13 protein-coding genes are annotated in these 15311 nt (G+C 70.8%); all 13 read right to left on the bottom strand.

Features of this window, described 5'->3' with window-relative positions; genetic code table 11:
- Window positions 1-55 precede the first annotated feature (55 nt).
- The 13 genes from HJD23_RS35365 to HJD23_RS35305 all read right to left on the bottom strand — a co-directional run bounded on the left by HJD23_RS35365 (window position 56) and on the right by HJD23_RS35305 (window position 15184).
- Window positions 56-1162, bottom strand: a complete 1107-nt coding sequence (locus HJD23_RS35365) for an aminopeptidase P family protein (RefSeq protein ID WP_171108060.1) — start codon at window positions 1160-1162, stop codon at window positions 56-58.
- Between the two features lie 208 nt (window positions 1163-1370).
- Complete coding sequence (locus HJD23_RS35360) at window positions 1371-2234, bottom strand: Pro-rich N-terminal domain-containing protein (protein WP_171108061.1); 864 nt, start codon at window positions 2232-2234, stop codon at window positions 1371-1373.
- A gap of 184 nt (window positions 2235-2418) precedes the next feature.
- On the bottom strand, window positions 2419-4062 hold the full coding sequence (gene aroB, locus HJD23_RS35355; protein ID WP_171108063.1) for a 3-dehydroquinate synthase: 1644 nt from the start codon (window positions 4060-4062) through the stop codon (window positions 2419-2421).
- Entirely contained in the window at window positions 4059-5243 is a 1185-nt protein-coding gene (gene aroC / locus HJD23_RS35350) for a chorismate synthase (protein ID WP_171108065.1), read from the bottom strand. The genes aroB and aroC overlap by 4 nt, the downstream gene beginning before the upstream one ends.
- A gap of 200 nt (window positions 5244-5443) precedes the next feature.
- Complete coding sequence (locus tag HJD23_RS35345) at window positions 5444-6271, bottom strand: shikimate dehydrogenase (protein WP_171108067.1); 828 nt, start codon at window positions 6269-6271, stop codon at window positions 5444-5446.
- Window positions 6271-7962 carry an endolytic transglycosylase MltG gene (gene mltG, locus HJD23_RS35340; protein ID WP_171108069.1) on the bottom strand — a complete coding sequence of 564 codons (1692 nt, stop codon included), beginning with the start codon at window positions 7960-7962 and terminating at the stop codon, window positions 6271-6273. Before mltG ends, HJD23_RS35345 begins: the two co-directional genes overlap by 1 nt.
- A gap of 121 nt (window positions 7963-8083) precedes the next feature.
- Window positions 8084-8548 (bottom strand): Holliday junction resolvase RuvX, encoded by a 465-nt coding sequence (gene ruvX, locus HJD23_RS35335; protein ID WP_171108071.1) that lies wholly within the window; start codon window positions 8546-8548, stop codon window positions 8084-8086.
- On the bottom strand, window positions 8548-11220 hold the full coding sequence (gene alaS, locus HJD23_RS35330) for an alanine--tRNA ligase (RefSeq protein ID WP_171108073.1): 2673 nt from the start codon (window positions 11218-11220) through the stop codon (window positions 8548-8550). The genes ruvX and alaS overlap by 1 nt, the downstream gene beginning before the upstream one ends.
- Entirely contained in the window at window positions 11220-11570 is a 351-nt protein-coding gene (locus HJD23_RS35325) for a hypothetical protein (RefSeq protein WP_171108075.1), read from the bottom strand. Before HJD23_RS35325 ends, alaS begins: the two co-directional genes overlap by 1 nt.
- Window positions 11571-11578: 8 nt before the next feature.
- Window positions 11579-12013, bottom strand: coding sequence for a DUF948 domain-containing protein (locus HJD23_RS35320; protein WP_171108077.1), 435 nt, complete (start codon window positions 12011-12013; stop codon window positions 11579-11581).
- A 196-nt stretch (window positions 12014-12209) separates the two neighbouring features.
- Window positions 12210-12824, bottom strand: a complete 615-nt coding sequence (gene rpsD / locus HJD23_RS35315) for a 30S ribosomal protein S4 (protein WP_129796831.1) — start codon at window positions 12822-12824, stop codon at window positions 12210-12212.
- Window positions 12825-13124: 300 nt separating this feature from the next.
- Window positions 13125-14480: a replication-associated recombination protein A gene (locus tag HJD23_RS35310; protein ID WP_171108079.1), complete on the bottom strand. Its 1356-nt coding sequence runs from the start codon at window positions 14478-14480 to the stop codon at window positions 13125-13127.
- Window positions 14481-14527: 47 nt separating this feature from the next.
- Entirely contained in the window at window positions 14528-15184 is a 657-nt protein-coding gene (locus tag HJD23_RS35305) for a vitamin K epoxide reductase family protein (protein WP_171108081.1), read from the bottom strand.
- Window positions 15185-15311 lie beyond the last annotated feature (127 nt).

Below are 15311 nucleotides of genomic sequence, written 5' to 3'. Positions count from 1 at the left end.
TTCAATCTCCTGGACTTACGTGGACGACCCCGGGGCAGGCGCGACAGCTCTGAGGCTAGAGCGCGAGCAGCTCCTTGGTCGTGATGGTGAGTAGCTCGGGTCCGCCGTCCGCCTCTGGGCGTACGACGAGCGTGTCATCGATCCGGACACCGCCCCGGCCCGGGAGGTGGACCCCCGGTTCGACGGTGACCGGCACGCAAGCGTCCAGTTTACCCATGGCCGTGGGGGCCAGCTGAGGGTCCTCGTCGATTTCGAGTCCCACACCGTGGCCGATGAGCGCGGGGAGGCCCGCTCCGTACCCGGCGGAGTCCAGCACCTGGCGTGCGGCGCGGTCCACATCGCGGTAGGCGGCGCCCGGGGCGAGCATCTCGCGGCCGGCGCGCTGGGCGGCGAAGACCAGGTCGTACAGCTCGATCTGCCAGTCCGCCGGGGAGGTGCCGATGACGAAGGTGCGGCCGATCTCGCAGCGGTAGCCGCGGTAGGTGGCCCCGAGGCAGACGGAGAGGAAGTCGCCCTCCTCGACGCGGCGGTCGGTGGGGCGGTGGCCTCGTCTGCCGGCGTTGGCGCCGGTGGCGACGGAGGTGGGGAAGGCGGGGCCGTCGGCGCCGTGGTCGACGAGGCGGCGTTCGAGTTCGAGGGCGAGGTGGCGTTCGGTGCGGCCCACGAGGATGGACTCCAGGAGTTCCCCGAGGGCCTGGTCGGCGATTTCGGCGCCGATGCGGAGGCAGGAGATCTCTTCCTCGTCCTTGACGACTCTGAGCTGTTCGACCGCGTTGCCGAGGTCGGCGAGGCGGAGGGCGGGCGCGACCGAGCCGATGGCTCGGTGGCGGGAGACGGTGAGGTGGTGTTCCTCGACGGCGAGGGAGTCGGCGCCCTGAGCCGTGGCGAGGTCGGCGGCGACGACGGCGGGGTCGCCGCCGGGGGTGGGGAGGGTGTGCAGGCGCAGGGTCTCGTCGGGGCGGCCCTCGGTGGGGCGGTCGTCGGGTGGGCCGGCGCAGACCAGCAGGTCCTCGCGCTTGCCCAGCAGCAGTACGGCAGCGTGGGGCGCCGCGCCCGCGAGATAGCGCACGTTGGCGGGCCGGGAGACCAGCGCCGCCGCACTGCCGCCCGCGTTGCAGCGCTCCCGTAGCCGGGTTCGGCGGGTCGCGTACACCTCTGACATGTGCCGAGCGTACGAGCTTCGCCGGGTTCGCGCCGGTTGAGGGCGGCTGAGTGGGCGGTGTCTGGATTGTGCCGGTTGGGAGAGTGCCGGTTGGGGAGGGTGCCGTTCGGAGGGAGGGGTGCCACCGAATGTTGTGTGCCGTCTGCGGGTGCGTGCGGGCTTGGCGCGCAGTTCCCCGCGCCCCTGAGGTGGGTCCACTCCCCTGCGTCTACCAGTTCGGCGGGCTTGCTATCGACCTCGCCAGGACCTCGTCCAGGACGCGTGCTGTGCCGGGGACGTCGAGTTGGGAGTTGTCGATGATGGGGAGGCCCGAGCCGTACCAGCCGGCCATGCGGCCGTGGATGCGGGCCACCTCCTCGTCGGTGAGGCGGCGGTTGCCCGTGCGTTCGGCGTTGCGTTCCAGGACGATGTCCAGGCCGGGCAGGAGGACGACGGGCAGCAGGCCGGGGCCCACGTGGCGTTTCCAGCCGCCGAGGCCCACGACGGGGCGGTCGGGGAAGACCGCGTCGTCGAGGATGCACGAGATGCCGTTGGCCAGGAAGTTGCGTGCGGCGAAGCCGCAGGTGCGGCGGGCCAGGCGGTACTGGGCCTCGGAGTGGTCGTTCCAGCCGGACTGGGGGTCGGCGAAGCCCGAGCGGACCCATTCGCGCACGTCGTCGAGGCTGATGTGGGCCGTGGGCACCCTGCGGTGGTCCGCCCAGTACTTCGCCACGCTCGTCTTGCCCGCGCCCGCCGGGCCGATGAGCAGTACCGCGAGGGTGGTGGTCGCCGGGTCGTGGACGGTGCTGGCGGGTGCGGGCGGCATCGTCACCGGGCCGCCGGGTGGCAGTCGGACGTGGCCCGTGGTGTCCGGGGGCGGCGGGGGTGCCATCGGGGGCTGGTGCGGGGCCGATGGCGGGGCTCCGGTGAAGCCCGGGGGCGGGGGCACGGGGGCGGAGCCCTGCGGCACGGGCGGGGGCCCCTGGTGGTGGGGACCCGGACCCGGGTGGTGTGCGGCCGGCGACCAGCCGGCGGCCGGCCCGTGCCCCGGCTGGTGGGGCGGCGGCAGCGGAGACCCCACTGCGTGCTGCATCCGGTGCCACTCCGTCTCGTACAGGCAATTGGCGCTGGCGGCGGGGCGAACCCCACGCGCTACCGAACGGTACCGTCCCCCACCGCTGTTTGGTGAACGGCGGGGGACGGCCCGAAGTGCCCGGCGGGGCAAGGAGAATCGGGCGGAAGGGGCCCCGGGGGACGTACCGGGCGCCGCCCCGGACCTACTGGCCGACCTCGCCGTATGCCGCCAGCAGCATCGCCGGGTCGGGGCCCTCCAGGACCGTCGGCTTGGCCAAGCCGTCGAGGACGATGAAGCGCAGCATGTCGCCGCGGGACTTCTTGTCGACCTTCATCGTCTGCAGCAGCTTGGGCCACTGGTCGTAGCGGTAGTGCAGCGGCAGCCCGACCGACTCCAGGATCGTGCGGTGGCGGTCGGCCGTGGCGTCGTCCAACCGGCCTGCCAGGCGGCCGAGTTCGGCGGCGAAGTGCATGCCCACGGCGACCGCGGCGCCGTGCCGCCACTTGTAGCGCTCGTTCTTCTCGATGGCGTGGCCGAGGGTGTGGCCGTAGTTGAGGATCTCCCGCAGACCCGACTCCTTCAGGTCGGACGAGACCACTTCGGCCTTCACTCGGATGGAGCGCTCGATGAGTTCGGCCGTGTGCGGGCCCGCCGGGGTGCGCGCGGCCTGCGGGTCGGACTCGATGAGTTCCAGGATCACCGGGTCGGCGATGAAGCCGGCCTTGATGACCTCGGCCAGTCCGGAGACGTAGTCGTTGACCGGGAGGGAGTCCAGCGCCGCGAGGTCGCACAGGACGCCCGCGGGCGGGTGGAAGGCGCCCACCAGGTTCTTGCCCTCGGCCGTGTTGATGCCGGTCTTGCCGCCCACGGCCGCGTCGACCATGGCCAGGACGGTGGTGGGGATCGCGATCCAGCGCACCCCGCGCAGCCAGGTCGCGGCCACGAACCCAGCGAGGTCGGTGGTCGCGCCGCCGCCGACGCCCACGACCACGTCGGTGCGGGTAAAGCCGGACTGGCCCAGTGCCTTCCAGCAGTACGCGGCGACCTCGGCCGTCTTGGCCTCCTCCGCGTTGGGCACCTGGATGGCGACCGCCTCGTAGCCCTGTTCGGCCAGGTCGGCGCGCAGCGCCTCGCCGGTCTCGGCCAGCGCCTCGGGGTGGATGACGGCGACCCGCTTGGCCTTCTCGCCCACCAGACCGCCGAGTTCGCCGAGCAGCTGACGGCCGACCAAAACCTCGTACGGCTCACTGCCCGCGCTGCCGCCGACCTGCATCCTTGTCACTTGGCTAGCCACAACGTCCTCCGGCCGGGGGTCCGGGGGTTGTCCCCCGGGAATTGCAGTCAACTCCAGGGCGTTCAGCACCTCTTGGGTGACCTCTTCGGGCGTACGGTCGTCGGTGGCCACGACCGATCGCGCCACCTCCTCGTACAGGTGCCGTCGGGCCTCCATCAGCTCCCGCCACTGCTTGCGCGGGTTGATGGCCAGCAGCGGCCGGGCGGTGTTCAGCCCGGTGCGCCGGGCCGCCTCCTCGACGTCCATGGACAGGTACACGACGTGGTGCCCGGCGAGCAGCTCGCGCGTGCCTGCGTCGAGGATCGCGCCGCCGCCCAGCGCCAGCACCCCGGTGTGCTCGGCCAGCGCCGTGTGCACCGCCTGCTTCTCCAGCGCGCGGAAGGCGGGCTCGCCGTCCTCGACGAAGATGTCGGCGATGGCGCGGCCCTGCCGGGCCACGATGTCCTCGTCGGTGTCCCGGAAGCCGACGCCGAGCCGCTCGGCGAGCAGCTGGCCCACGGTGGACTTGCCGACCCCCATCGGGCCGACCAGCACGACCACCGGCCCGCTCATCGGATCGCCAGGTTGTCGAGGTAGGACCGCACATTGCGGGCGGTCTCGGTCACGCTGTCGCCGCCGAACTTCTCCGCGACCGCGTCCGCGAGGACCAGCGCGACCATCGCCTCGGCCACGATCCCGGCGGCCGGGACCGCGCACACGTCCGAGCGCTGGTGGTGGGCCTGGGTGGCCTCGCCGGTGACCACGTCGACCGTCTTCAACGCGCGCGGCACGGTCGCGATCGGCTTCATCGCGGCCCGCACCCGCAGCAGCTCACCGGTGGTCAGTCCGCCCTCGGTGCCGCCGGAGCGGCCGGTGGCGCGCCGGATGCCCTCGTCCGTGCTGACGATCTCGTCGTGCGCCTTCGAGCCCGGCACCCGGGCCAGCTCGAAGCCGTCGCCGACCTCGACGCCCTTGATCGCCTGGATGCCCATCAGCGCGGCGGCCAGCCGGGCGTCCAGCCGGCGGTCCCAGTGCACGTGCGAGCCGAGGCCGACGGGCACGCCGTACGCGAGCACCTCGACCACACCGCCGAGCGTGTCGCCGTCCTTGTGGGCCTGGTCGATCTCCGCGACCATCGCCTTCGACGCGTCGGCGTCCAGGCAGCGCACGGGGTCGGCGTCGAGCTTCTCGACGTCGGCCGGGGTCGGGTAGACGCCGTACGGGGCCTTCGCCGCCGCGAGCTCCACGACATGGCTGACGATCTCGATGCCGGCGGTCTCCTTCAGGTACGACCGCGCCACCGCGCCCAGTGCCACGCGGGCCGCGGTCTCCCGCGCCGACGCCCGCTCCAGCACCGGACGCGCCTCGTCGAAGCCGTACTTCTGCATGCCCGCGAGGTCGGCGTGACCGGGGCGCGGGCGGGTCAGCGGCGCGTTGCGGGCCAGCTCGGCCAGCTCGGCCGGGTCCACGGGGTCGGCCGCCATGACCTTCTCCCACTTCGGCCACTCGGTGTTGCCGACCATGATGGCGACCGGCGAACCGAGGGTCAGCCCGTGCCGGACGCCGCCGAGGAAGGTGACCTGGTCCTGCTCGAACTTCATGCGCGCACCGCGTCCATAGCCGAGCCGCCGCCTCGCCAGGTGGTCCGCCACCATCTCCGTGGTGATCGGCACGCCGGCGGGAAGGCCCTCCAGCGTCGCGACGAGTGCGGGACCGTGGGACTCCCCCGCGGTCAGCCAGCGCAACCTGCTCAACGGTGCTCCTCTGTGCTCGCGCCCGGTACTGCCCCGCGTACGCGTCTGCTCGCGTATCGCGATGGCGCGACCGGGGTGCGCGGCCCTGGCCCGCCATGTTCGATCCTCCCACGTCGCGGCCGCCGACCAGGCCGCCGGTCCAGCAGGCGGACGCGAATATGTCAGGAAGAGACCGAAGGCACGCCGTCCGGCTGGGACCGCTAACGACCGGCGAGGGCGTGCTCACCGGCCTTGCGCATCGCCTCCAGCGGCGCGGGTGCGCGGCCCGTCATCTGCTCCACCTGGAGCGCGGCCTGGTGCACCAGCAGGTCGAGCCCGCTGACGACGGCCCCGCCGTACGCCGACCAGCGCGCCGCCAGCATGGTCGGCCACGGGTCGTACAGCACGTCGAAGAGCGTCGCGGGCCGCTCCGGCACGGCGGCGGCGAGCGCGTCGGTCGTACCGGCCGGGGTGGTCGCGACGACCAGCGGCTGGTGCAGCGCCTCGGCCGCGTCCGCCCAGTCCGCGATCCGTACCTCGGCCTCGAGCCGCTCGCCCCACTGACGCATCTCGGCGGCCCGGGCCGCGCTGCGGACGTACACGACGATCTCGCCGGTGCAGATCCGGGCCAGCGCGGCGAGGGCCGAGGACGCGGTGGCGCCGGCGCCGAGGATCGCGGCCGAGCCGGCCTGCTCGATGCCGTGCTCACGCAGGGCCGCGACCATGCCGGGGATGTCGGTGTTGTCGCCGACGCGGCGGCCGTCGTCGGTGAACACGACCGTGTTGACCGCCTCGACCGAGGCGGCGGTGTCGCTGATCTCGTCGAGCAGCGGGATCACGGCCCGCTTCAGTGGCATGGTCAGCGACAGCCCGGCCCACTCGGGGCCGAGCGTGCCGAAGAAGCCCGGCAACGCCGCCTCGTCGATCTCGAAGCGGTCGTACGTCCACCCCTCCAGGCCCAGTTGGGCATACGCTGCGCGGTGCAGCACCGGGGAGAGGGAGTGGGCGATCGGAGAGCCGAGTACCGCGGCCCTTCGAGATACGGGCATCAGTTGTTCCTCGACGCGTTGAACTCGTCGACCAGCCTCTGGTGTTCCTCGATCGTCTTGGCGAACTCGGTCTTGTGCTTGCCGTCCGTGGCGACGAAGTACATCCAGCCGTCGTCCGTCGGGTTCAGCGTGGCCTTCAGTGCCTCGTCGCCCGGGTTGCCGATCGGGCCGGGAGGCAGGCCCTTGTTGGTGTACGTGTTGTACGGGTCCTGGTTGCTGTTGATCTCGTCTGCACCGATGTCGATGTTGCTCTCGCCCTTCAGGTAGTTGAAGGTCGAGTCGAACTGGAGCAGCTGGTTGGTCTCCGTGTTGTCGGACGAGAGGCGGTTGTAGACCACCTCGGCCATCTTGCGGAAGTCGTCCTCGGTCTTGCCTTCGGCCTGGACGAGGCTGGCGACCGTGATGACCTGCAGCGGGTTCTTCAGGTCCAGCGCTTTGGCCTTGGCGGCGAGGTCGTACTGGGCGTACCGCCGGTTCGCCTGGGTGACCATTTCCTTGAGGACCGCCTCGGGCTTCATGCCCTTGGCCGCGGGATAGGTGCCCGGGAAGAGGAATCCTTCCAGCGGGTCCTTGATGTCGCCGTTGTTGTTCGCCCAGCTGGGCAGACCGAGGCTCTTGTACTTCTTCTCGGCGATGTCCTTGGTGGTGCCGGACTCCAGGCCGAGCTTCTCGTCGATCTTGTTGTAGACGGCCACGTTGCGCTGGCCCGGGGTGACCATCACGTTGTTCTGGCTCTTCGGGTCGAGCATCATCTCGACGGCGCTCGCGGCGGACATCTGCTTGTTCAGCAGATAGGCGCCGGCCTGGATCGAGTCCCCGTCGGGGTTCTGCGACTGCGCGGCCACGAACGCGTCGACGCTCTTGACGACACCGGCCGCCTTCAGCCGGCGGCCGATCTCGGCTCCGCTCGCCCCCTTGGGGACCTCGACGGTCACCTGCTCGCTCGTGCCGTCGCCCGCGTAGTCCGGGGCCGCGCCGAAACGATCCTGGTAGAACTGGTAGCCGAAGTAGCCGACCCCGGCCAGGCCGCCGCCGAAGACCAGGGCCACCACCAGGCAGGCGCATCCGTTGCGGCTCTTCTTGCCCTTGCCGCCGCGGCCCCGCCGCTCACCGCGTCCGCGCCGGTCCGCCGGCTCGTCGTCGTCATCGCCCTCTCCCGAGAAGAAGGCGTGCTCGCCCTGGTCGGGGCCGGGGTCCCAGTCGGTCCTGGGCTCCGGCTCGGCGCGCCGGCGGCTGGGCGGCTCGGGCGGCGGATAGGCGTCGGGCGTGCCGTACAGGTCGGGCTGTTCGCCGCCATAGGCAGCCGTCTGCTGGGGGTACGGGTCCGTCGGGTCGCCGGTGTACGGCAGGTGCGGCTGTGGGCCGGTGGCCCAGGTGCCGGTGCCGTACTGCTGCTGGGTGTCGTACGACTGCTGCGCCTGTCCGGCGTACTGCTGCTGGCCGTACTGCTGCTGGCCGTACTGGTGCTGGTGCTGGTACTGCTGCTGCGCCTGACCGTATCCGGGGTGCTCGCCGGTGCCCCAGTCGCCGTACTGCGGCTGCTGCGGCTGCTCTGGATGGTGCTGCGGCTGGCCGCCGTAGGGGGACTGCGGGCCCGTCTGGGCCTGCTGTCCTCCCCATCCGCCGTCCCCGTACAACGGGTCCTCCGGATGCCACGGTTCGGAGCCTTGGCCCCGGCCATACTCAGTCATCGATCCCCTAGAGCCGCGAGGCGGCGGTCGCGTGGCTTCCGGCTCGGCTCCCGTCCCGCCTCTTGCTGTGCGGCGGCTGTTCGAACGACGCCGCATCGCGCGGAACGTTACCGTATCGCGATCAGATGACCACTTCGACGCCCTCGCCGGGTGCATTACCTGACACCCGTTCGGATTCCAGTGCCTGCTGCAGGATGATCACAGCGGCGGCCTGGTCGATGACCGAGCGGCCCTTCTTGGATTTCATCCCGGAGGCGCGAAGGCTCTGTCCGGCGGTCACGGTCGTCATCCGCTCGTCCACGAGCCGGACCGGGACCGGGGCGATGCCCTTGGCCAGCTCCTGGGCGAAGCCGCGGACCTTGACCGCGGCCGGGCCCTCGCCCCCCTTGAGGGAGCGAGGGAGGCCGACGACGACCTCGATCGGCTCGTACTCCTCGACGAGTTGCCGCAGCCGACGGTGAGCCGCCGGGAGGTCCCGCCCGGCGACCGTCTCGACGGGCGTGGCGAGGATCCCGTCGGGGTCGCACGAGGCGACCCCGATGCGGGCGTCCCCGACGTCGATCGCAAGACGACGACCCCGGCGCATCACTTGGCCGTTTCCACCACGAGCCGCTCGACGGCGTCGACGGCCTCGCCGATGGCGGCCGGGTTCTGGCCACCGCCCTGGGCGACGTCCGGCTTGCCGCCACCGCCGCCGCCGAGCGTCTTGGCGGCCGTACGGACCAGGTCACCGGCCTTCAGACCGCGCTCCCGGGCGGCCTCGTTGGTGGCAATGACCGTCAGCGGCTTGCCGTTGACCGTCGTGAAAAGGGCGACCACGGCGGCCCGGCCGCCCTGGATGCGGCCGCGCACGTCGAGCACCAGCTTGCGCAGGTCGTCGGCGGTGGTGCCGTCCGGGACCTGGCCGGTGACCAGAGCCACGCCGCGTACGTCCTTGGCGGACTCGGCGAGGCCGGCGGCGGCCTGGAGCACCTTCTCGGCGCGGAACTTCTCGATCTCCTTCTCGGCGTCCTTCAGCTTGCCGAGCATGGCGGAGACCTTCTCCGGCAGCTCCTCCGGGCGGCCCTTGAGCAGCTCGGTGAGCTGGTTGACGACCGTGTGCTCACGGGCGAGGAAGTTGTAGGCGTCCACACCGACCAGGGCCTCGATACGGCGCACACCGGAGCCGATCGACGACTCACCGAGCAGCTTCACCAGGCCCAGCTGGGCGGTGTTGTGCACGTGGGTGCCACCGCACAGCTCCTTGGAGAAGTCGCCGATGGTCACCACGCGCACCCGGTCGCCGTACTTCTCGCCGAACTCGGCGATGGCGCCCTGCTTCCTGGCCTCGTCGATGCCCATGACCTCGGCGTGCACGGAGAGGTCGCGGGCGAGCACCTCGTTGATCTTCTGCTCGACGTCGGTCATCACGGCCGTCGGGACGGCGGACGGTGAGCCGAAGTCGAAGCGGAAGCGGCCGGGCTGGTTCTCGGAACCGGCCTGGGCGGCCGTCGGGCCGAGGGCGTCGCGCAGGGCCTGGTGGGTGAGGTGGGTGGCCGAGTGGGCGCGGGCGATGGCCGTGCGGCGGTGGGCGTCGATCGTGGCGTGGGCCTTGGCGCCCACGGTGACCTCGCCGACCTGGACGACGCCCTTGTGGACGTACACGCCCGGCACCGGCTTCTGGCAGTCGCGCACCTCGATGACGGCACCGGAGTCGATCTTGATCCGGCCGGTGTCGCCGATCTGGCCGCCGCCCTCGGCGTAGAACGGGGTGCGGTCGAGGACGACCTCGACCTCGTCGCCCTCGGTGGCGGCGGGCGACGAGACGCCGTCGACCAGGATGCCGACGATCGTGGACTCGCCCTCGGTGTCGGTGTAGCCGATGAACTCGGTCTCGCCGGCGGTGTCGGCGATCTCGCGGTACGCGCCGAGGTCGGCGTGGCCGGTCTTCTTGGCCTGGGCGTCGGCCTTGGCGCGCTCCCGCTGCTCCTTCATCAGGCGGCGGAAGCCGTCCTCGTCCACGGACAGCCCCTGTTCGGCGGCCATCTCCAGGGTGAGGTCGATCGGGAAGCCCCAGGTGTCGTGGAGCAGGAAGGCCTTGTCGCCGGGCAGGACGGTGCCACCCGCGGCCTTGGTGTCGCTGACCGCGGTGTCGAGGATGTTGGTGCCGGCCTTCAGCGTCTTGAGGAAGGCGTTCTCCTCGGCGACGGCGACCTTCTCGATGCGCTCGCGGTCGGTGATGAGCTCGGGGTACTGCTGGCCCATCATCTCGATGACCGTGTCGATCAGGTCCTTGACGACCGGGCCGGTGGCGCCGAGCAGGCGCATGTTGCGGATGGCGCGGCGCATGATGCGGCGCAGCACGTAGCCGCGGCCCTCGTTGCCGGGGGTGACGCCGTCACCGATGAGCATCACGGACGTGCGCATGTGGTCGGTGACCACGCGCAGGGAGACGTCCGAGGCGTGGGCGTCGCCGTAGGCCACGCCGGTCAGCTCGGTGGCCTTCTTGATCACGGCCATGGAGGTGTCGATCTCGTACATGTTCTGCACGCCCTGCAGAATCATGGCGAGCCGCTCCAGGCCGAGGCCCGTGTCGATGTTCTTGCTCGGCAGGTCCCCGAGGATCTCGAAGTTGTCCTTGCCGATGCCCTCGCCGCGCTCGTACTGCATGAAGACGAGGTTCCAGATCTCCACGTACCGCTCGTCGTTGACGGCGGGGCCGCCCTCGACGCCGAACTCGGGGCCGCGGTCGTAGTTGATCTCGGAGCAGGGGCCGCAGGGGCCGGGGACGCCCATGGACCAGAAGTTGTCCTTCATGCCGAGGCGCTGGATGCGCTCCATGGGCACACCGACGACCTCGTGCCAGATGCGCTCGGCCTCGTCGTCGTCCTTGTAGACGGTGATCCACAGGCGCTCGGGGTCGAGGCCGTAACCGCCCTTGTCCTGGGGTGTGGTGAGCAGCTCCCAGGCGAGCTTGATGGCGCCTTCCTTGAAGTAGTCGCCGAAGGAGAAGTTGCCGCACATCTGGAAGAACGTGCCGTGCCGGGTGGTCTTGCCGACCTCCTCGATGTCCGGCGTGCGCACGCACTTCTGCACGCTGGTGGCGCGCGGGAACGGCGGCTTGACCTCGCCCAGGAAGTAGGGCTTGAAGGGCACCATGCCGGCCGGGACGAGGAGCAGAGTCGGGTCGTCCGCGATGAGCGACGCCGAAGGGACGACGGTGTGCCCGCGCTCCTCGAAGAAGCTCAGCCAGCGACGGCGGATCTCAGCCGACTCCATCAGTGGTCCTCATTCCGGTTGTACGAGTACGTCGTGTTGTCGATGACGTACGTCTTCGGCTTGTTGCGGTTCTCGATGACGGCGTGACGCCGCGCGGGGGGCAGTTCCGGGTCGGCGTGCAGGCCGAGGGCGTCCTCGAGTTCGGCCTCCCGCTGCGCCATGTTGGCGCGGACGTCGAGGGCGAAGCCCACCGCCCGGTCCTTGACCCGGTGGCCCGCCTCGATCGCCTTGTTCGCGGCCGTGGCGGCGAGGCTCTCCGGGGTCAGTTGCTTCAGCTTGCGGTTGACCTTGGTGGTGGCCCACACCCCGGCGGCGACGCCCGTGGTGAACCAGAACGTACGGCGGAACATCGCTGGTCTCAGTCCTTCTTCCGCTTGACCCGCCGCGCGGCCGGGACGGTCCGGCCCACGATCACGGTACGCCTCGACGGCTTGGCGGGCACGTCCTCCCGGCGGCCGACGAGGGCCCGGCGCACGCCGTACCCGAAGGCGGCGACCTTCACCAGCGGGCCGCCGAAGGTGGAGGCGACGGTCGTGGACAGCGCGGAGGCGTTCGACGTGACCTCCTGGACGTCCGAGGCGATGGCGTCGACCCGGTCGATCTGCGTCTGCGCGGAGCGCACCGCCGAGGAGGCGTCCGCCAGCAGCGGGACGGCCTGGTCGGTCACGTCCGCCACCAGCTTGGTGGTCGCCCTGAGCGTCTGGGCCAGCCTCGCCAGGGCCACGGCGAGGAAGGAGACCAGGATCGCCCAGAAGACGGCCACCAGGATCCCGGCCACCTCTCCACCGGACACTGCGCACCCGCTCCCTGAACGTGCTGAACGTTAAACGTGCCTGAACATCGAAAAAGTAGTGCACCGAGCCTATCGCGCCGGGGCTTGCGCTCCGTACCGGATTACGGCGCGGTCGAATATGCGCAAGCCCGCCGCCTCGCCCGCCCGGAAGGGCGAGGAGACGGCGGGCCGTTGCGCGGGTGGTGCTACGTCCGGGTCAGCGGGCGTAGTACTCGACGACGAGCTGCTCGTCGCAGATCACCGGGATCTCCTTGCGGTTCGGCTCGCGGTCCAGGCGGAACGCCAGGGCCTTGAGGTTCACCTGGAGGTAGCGCGGGGTCTCGCCGTCGGGGGCGAAGCCACCCTCACGGGCGATCGAGAAGAGGGTCTTCTCGCGGCTGCGCTCGCGGACCATCACGACGTCGTCGGGACGGACGCGGAACGACGGCTTGTCGACCTTCTGGCCGTTGACCTCGATGTGGCCGTGCACGACCATTTGACGGGCCTGGTAGATCGTGCGGGCGATGCCCGAACGCAGGACCAGCGCGTCGAGACGGCGCTCGAGCTCGATGATCAGGGCCTCACCGGTCTTGCCCTGAACCTTGGAGGCACGCTCGTAGGCGCGGACGAGCTGACGCTCGGACACGTCGTACTGCGCGCGCAGACGCTGCTTCTCCAGCAGACGGACCTTGTAGTCCGAGTTCTGCTTGCGGCCACGGCCGTGCTCACCCGGCGGGTAGGGGCGGGCCTCGAAGTACTTGACGGCCTTCGGGGTCAGCGCGATGCCGAGGGCACGCGACTTCTTGACCTTGGGGCGGGACTGGTTCGCCACTTCTTTTCCTTTTCCTTGTCGGCTGCCTCAGGGTTAGAGGAGGTCGCATCCGCAGCCGGGGATTCCCGCCAGGTCCACGAGGGACCCGTCGGGTAGCCGCTCCCCTGGTCTGGGCACATACGTGCAGCACACGAACGGCCCACCGACCGGTCCCGGGATTCCGGGCGGTGGTGGGCTGCCCGCGACACCTACGACGGTGCGCGACGCTCCTGGATCAAAAGATCCGGCTGGATGTCCCGCCTGAGGCGCCGACCGGAGTCGGACACGGGACGCAGCACTGCTGGCAAGTCTACAGGGGGCTCAGGACTGCTTTCGCCCGAGGTGCCTCCTGGTCCACTCGACCGCGTCCGCGTACCGCGCCTCCGCGCCGTGCCGGGTCGGGGTGTAGTACTCGCGGTCCTTGAGGGCGTCCGGCGCGTACTGCTGCTCGGCGATGCCCTCGGGCAGGTCGTGCGGGTAGACGTACCCCTGCCCGTGACCGAGCTTGCCCGCGCCCTTGTAGTGGGAGTCGCGCAGATGCGCGGGCACCGGCCCCGCCAGCCCCTTGCGTACGTCGTCCAGGGCGGCGCCGATCGCGGTGGTGGCGGCGTTGGACTTGGGCGCCAGGGCGAGGGCGATGGTGGCGTGGCTGAGGGTGAGGGCGGCCTCGGGGAAGCCGATCATGGCGACGGCCTGGGCGGCGGCGACCGCGATGGGCAGGGCGTTCGGGTCGGCGAGGCCGATGTCCTCGCTGGCGGAGATCATCAGGCGGCGGGCGATGAAGCGGGGGTCCTCGCCGGCCTCGATCATCCGGGCCAGATAGTGCAGCGCGGCGTCCACGTCGGAGCCGCGGATCGACTTGATGAGGGCGCTGGCCACGTCATAGTGCTGGTCGCCGTCGCGGTCGTACTTCACGGCGGCGCGGTCGACCGTCTCCTCCAGCGTCGTGAGCCCGATGCCGGAATCGCCCTTGTCGAGAGCGGCGCCGGCGGCTGCCTCCAGCGCGGTCAGGGCGCGGCGGGCGTCGCCGCCCGCGATCCGCAGGAGGTGGGCCTCGGTGTCCTCGGGGAGGGTGACGGCGCTGTTGAGGCCGCGTTCGTCGGTGAGGGCGCGCTGGATCAGGCCGCGTATGTCGTCGTCGGTGAGGGGTTCGAGGGTCAGCAGCAGGGAGCGGGAGAGCAGGGGGGAGATCACCGAGAAGTACGGGTTCTCGGTCGTCGCCGCGATCAGCGTCACCCAGCGGTTCTCGACGGCGGGCAGGAGGGAGTCCTGCTGGGCCTTGCTGAAGCGGTGGATCTCGTCGAGGAAGAGGACGGTCTCCTTGCCGAAGCCGCCGGTGGCGCGGCGGGCGCCGTCGATGACGGCGCGGACCTCCTTGACGCCGGCGGTGATCGCGGACAGCTCCACGAACCGCTTGTTGGTCGCCTTGGAGACGACGTACGCCAGGGTCGTCTTGCCGGTGCCGGGCGGGCCCCACAGGATCACCGAGGACGGGCCCGCCGGTCCCCCGGCGCCCTCGCCGACCAGGCGGCGCAGGGGTGAGCCGGGCTTCAGCAGGTGCTGCTGGCCCACGACCTCGTCGAGGGTGCGTGGGCGCATCCGCACCGCCAGGGGACTCGCGGTCGGGTCCTTCTCCTGGCGTTCTTCTGCGGCGGCGGTGAACAGGTCGGGCTCCACGCCAGAAACCCTAAATCACGGCACTGACAACGCCGCCGGGCGTGGGCTCAGGCCCAGAGCTGGCTGCCCCAGCGGGTCAGGATCAGCATGACGATGATGCCGACGTGCGTGACCGGCAGCACCCAGGTGAACTCGGCGAAGAACCGCTTGAGGCCGTCCGGAGCGGGCAGGAAGCCGTTGCGGATGTTGAACGAGGTCACGTACCAGAACATGACGATCGTGGCGACCCAGGCCAGTGAGCACCACAGGCACAGCGCGTTGATCCGGTACAGCGACTGGAACATCAGCCAGGCGCAGAAGACCACCCCGAAGAGTGTGCCGGCGTTGAAGGTGAGCCAGTACCAGCGCGGGAAGCGGGCCCGGGCGAGCAGGCTCATGCCGACGCAGATCACGATGCCGTAGGTGACCAGGCCCAGCATCGGGTTGGGAAAGCCGAAGACGGAGGCCTGGGGGCTCTCCATGACGCTGCCGCAGGAGACGATCGGGTTGAGGCTGCAGCTCGGCGTGAACGTCTCCCCCCGGGCCTTGGCTTCGAGGATCTTGAACTTGTCGAGCGTGATGACCCACGCGGCGAGCAGTCCTGCCGCGCCCGTGATCACCAGCAGCAGGGCGAGGGCCCGGCTGCCGCCGACCGTACGCGGCTCGACGGCCGTGCTCCGCGGCTGGGGCTCGGTGGAGACGTCGTTGATTGTCGTCTTGCTCATCACGCCGATTCCGTCACTTGAGGGGAGATCTGCTTCCGGCAGGCGACATTGTGCCGCACTCGCCTGTAAGTCCACCGTTGCACACAAGGGACGCACATGGCCCGCCGATCGGTTCCGGACATGTGTG

Origin of the sequence: Streptomyces sp. Z423-1 (genome assembly GCF_013009255.1) — a bacterium.
Classification (GTDB): domain Bacteria; phylum Actinomycetota; class Actinomycetes; order Streptomycetales; family Streptomycetaceae; genus Streptomyces; species Streptomyces gossypiisoli.
This window is presented reverse-complemented; position numbering and strand designations above follow the sequence as displayed.

Coding starts and splice junctions, on each gene's coding strand:
- HJD23_RS35305 (WP_171108081.1), bottom strand. CDS start 15,184: ATGAGCAAGACGACAATCAACGACGTCTCCACCGAGCCCCAGCCGCGG.
- mltG (WP_171108069.1), bottom strand. CDS start 7,962: ATGACTGAGTATGGCCGGGGCCAAGGCTCCGAACCGTGGCATCCGGAG.
- alaS (WP_171108073.1), bottom strand. CDS start 11,220: ATGGAGTCGGCTGAGATCCGCCGTCGCTGGCTGAGCTTCTTCGAGGAG.
- HJD23_RS35325 (WP_171108075.1), bottom strand. CDS start 11,570: ATGTTCCGCCGTACGTTCTGGTTCACCACGGGCGTCGCCGCCGGGGTG.
- HJD23_RS35345 (WP_171108067.1), bottom strand. CDS start 6,271: ATGCCCGTATCTCGAAGGGCCGCGGTACTCGGCTCTCCGATCGCCCAC.
- HJD23_RS35360 (WP_171108061.1), bottom strand. CDS start 2,234: ATGCAGCACGCAGTGGGGTCTCCGCTGCCGCCGCCCCACCAGCCGGGG.
- ruvX (WP_171108071.1), bottom strand. CDS start 8,548: ATGCGCCGGGGTCGTCGTCTTGCGATCGACGTCGGGGACGCCCGCATC.
- aroB (WP_171108063.1), bottom strand. CDS start 4,062: ATGAGCGGGCCGGTGGTCGTGCTGGTCGGCCCGATGGGGGTCGGCAAG.
- HJD23_RS35365 (WP_171108060.1), bottom strand. CDS start 1,162: ATGTCAGAGGTGTACGCGACCCGCCGAACCCGGCTACGGGAGCGCTGC.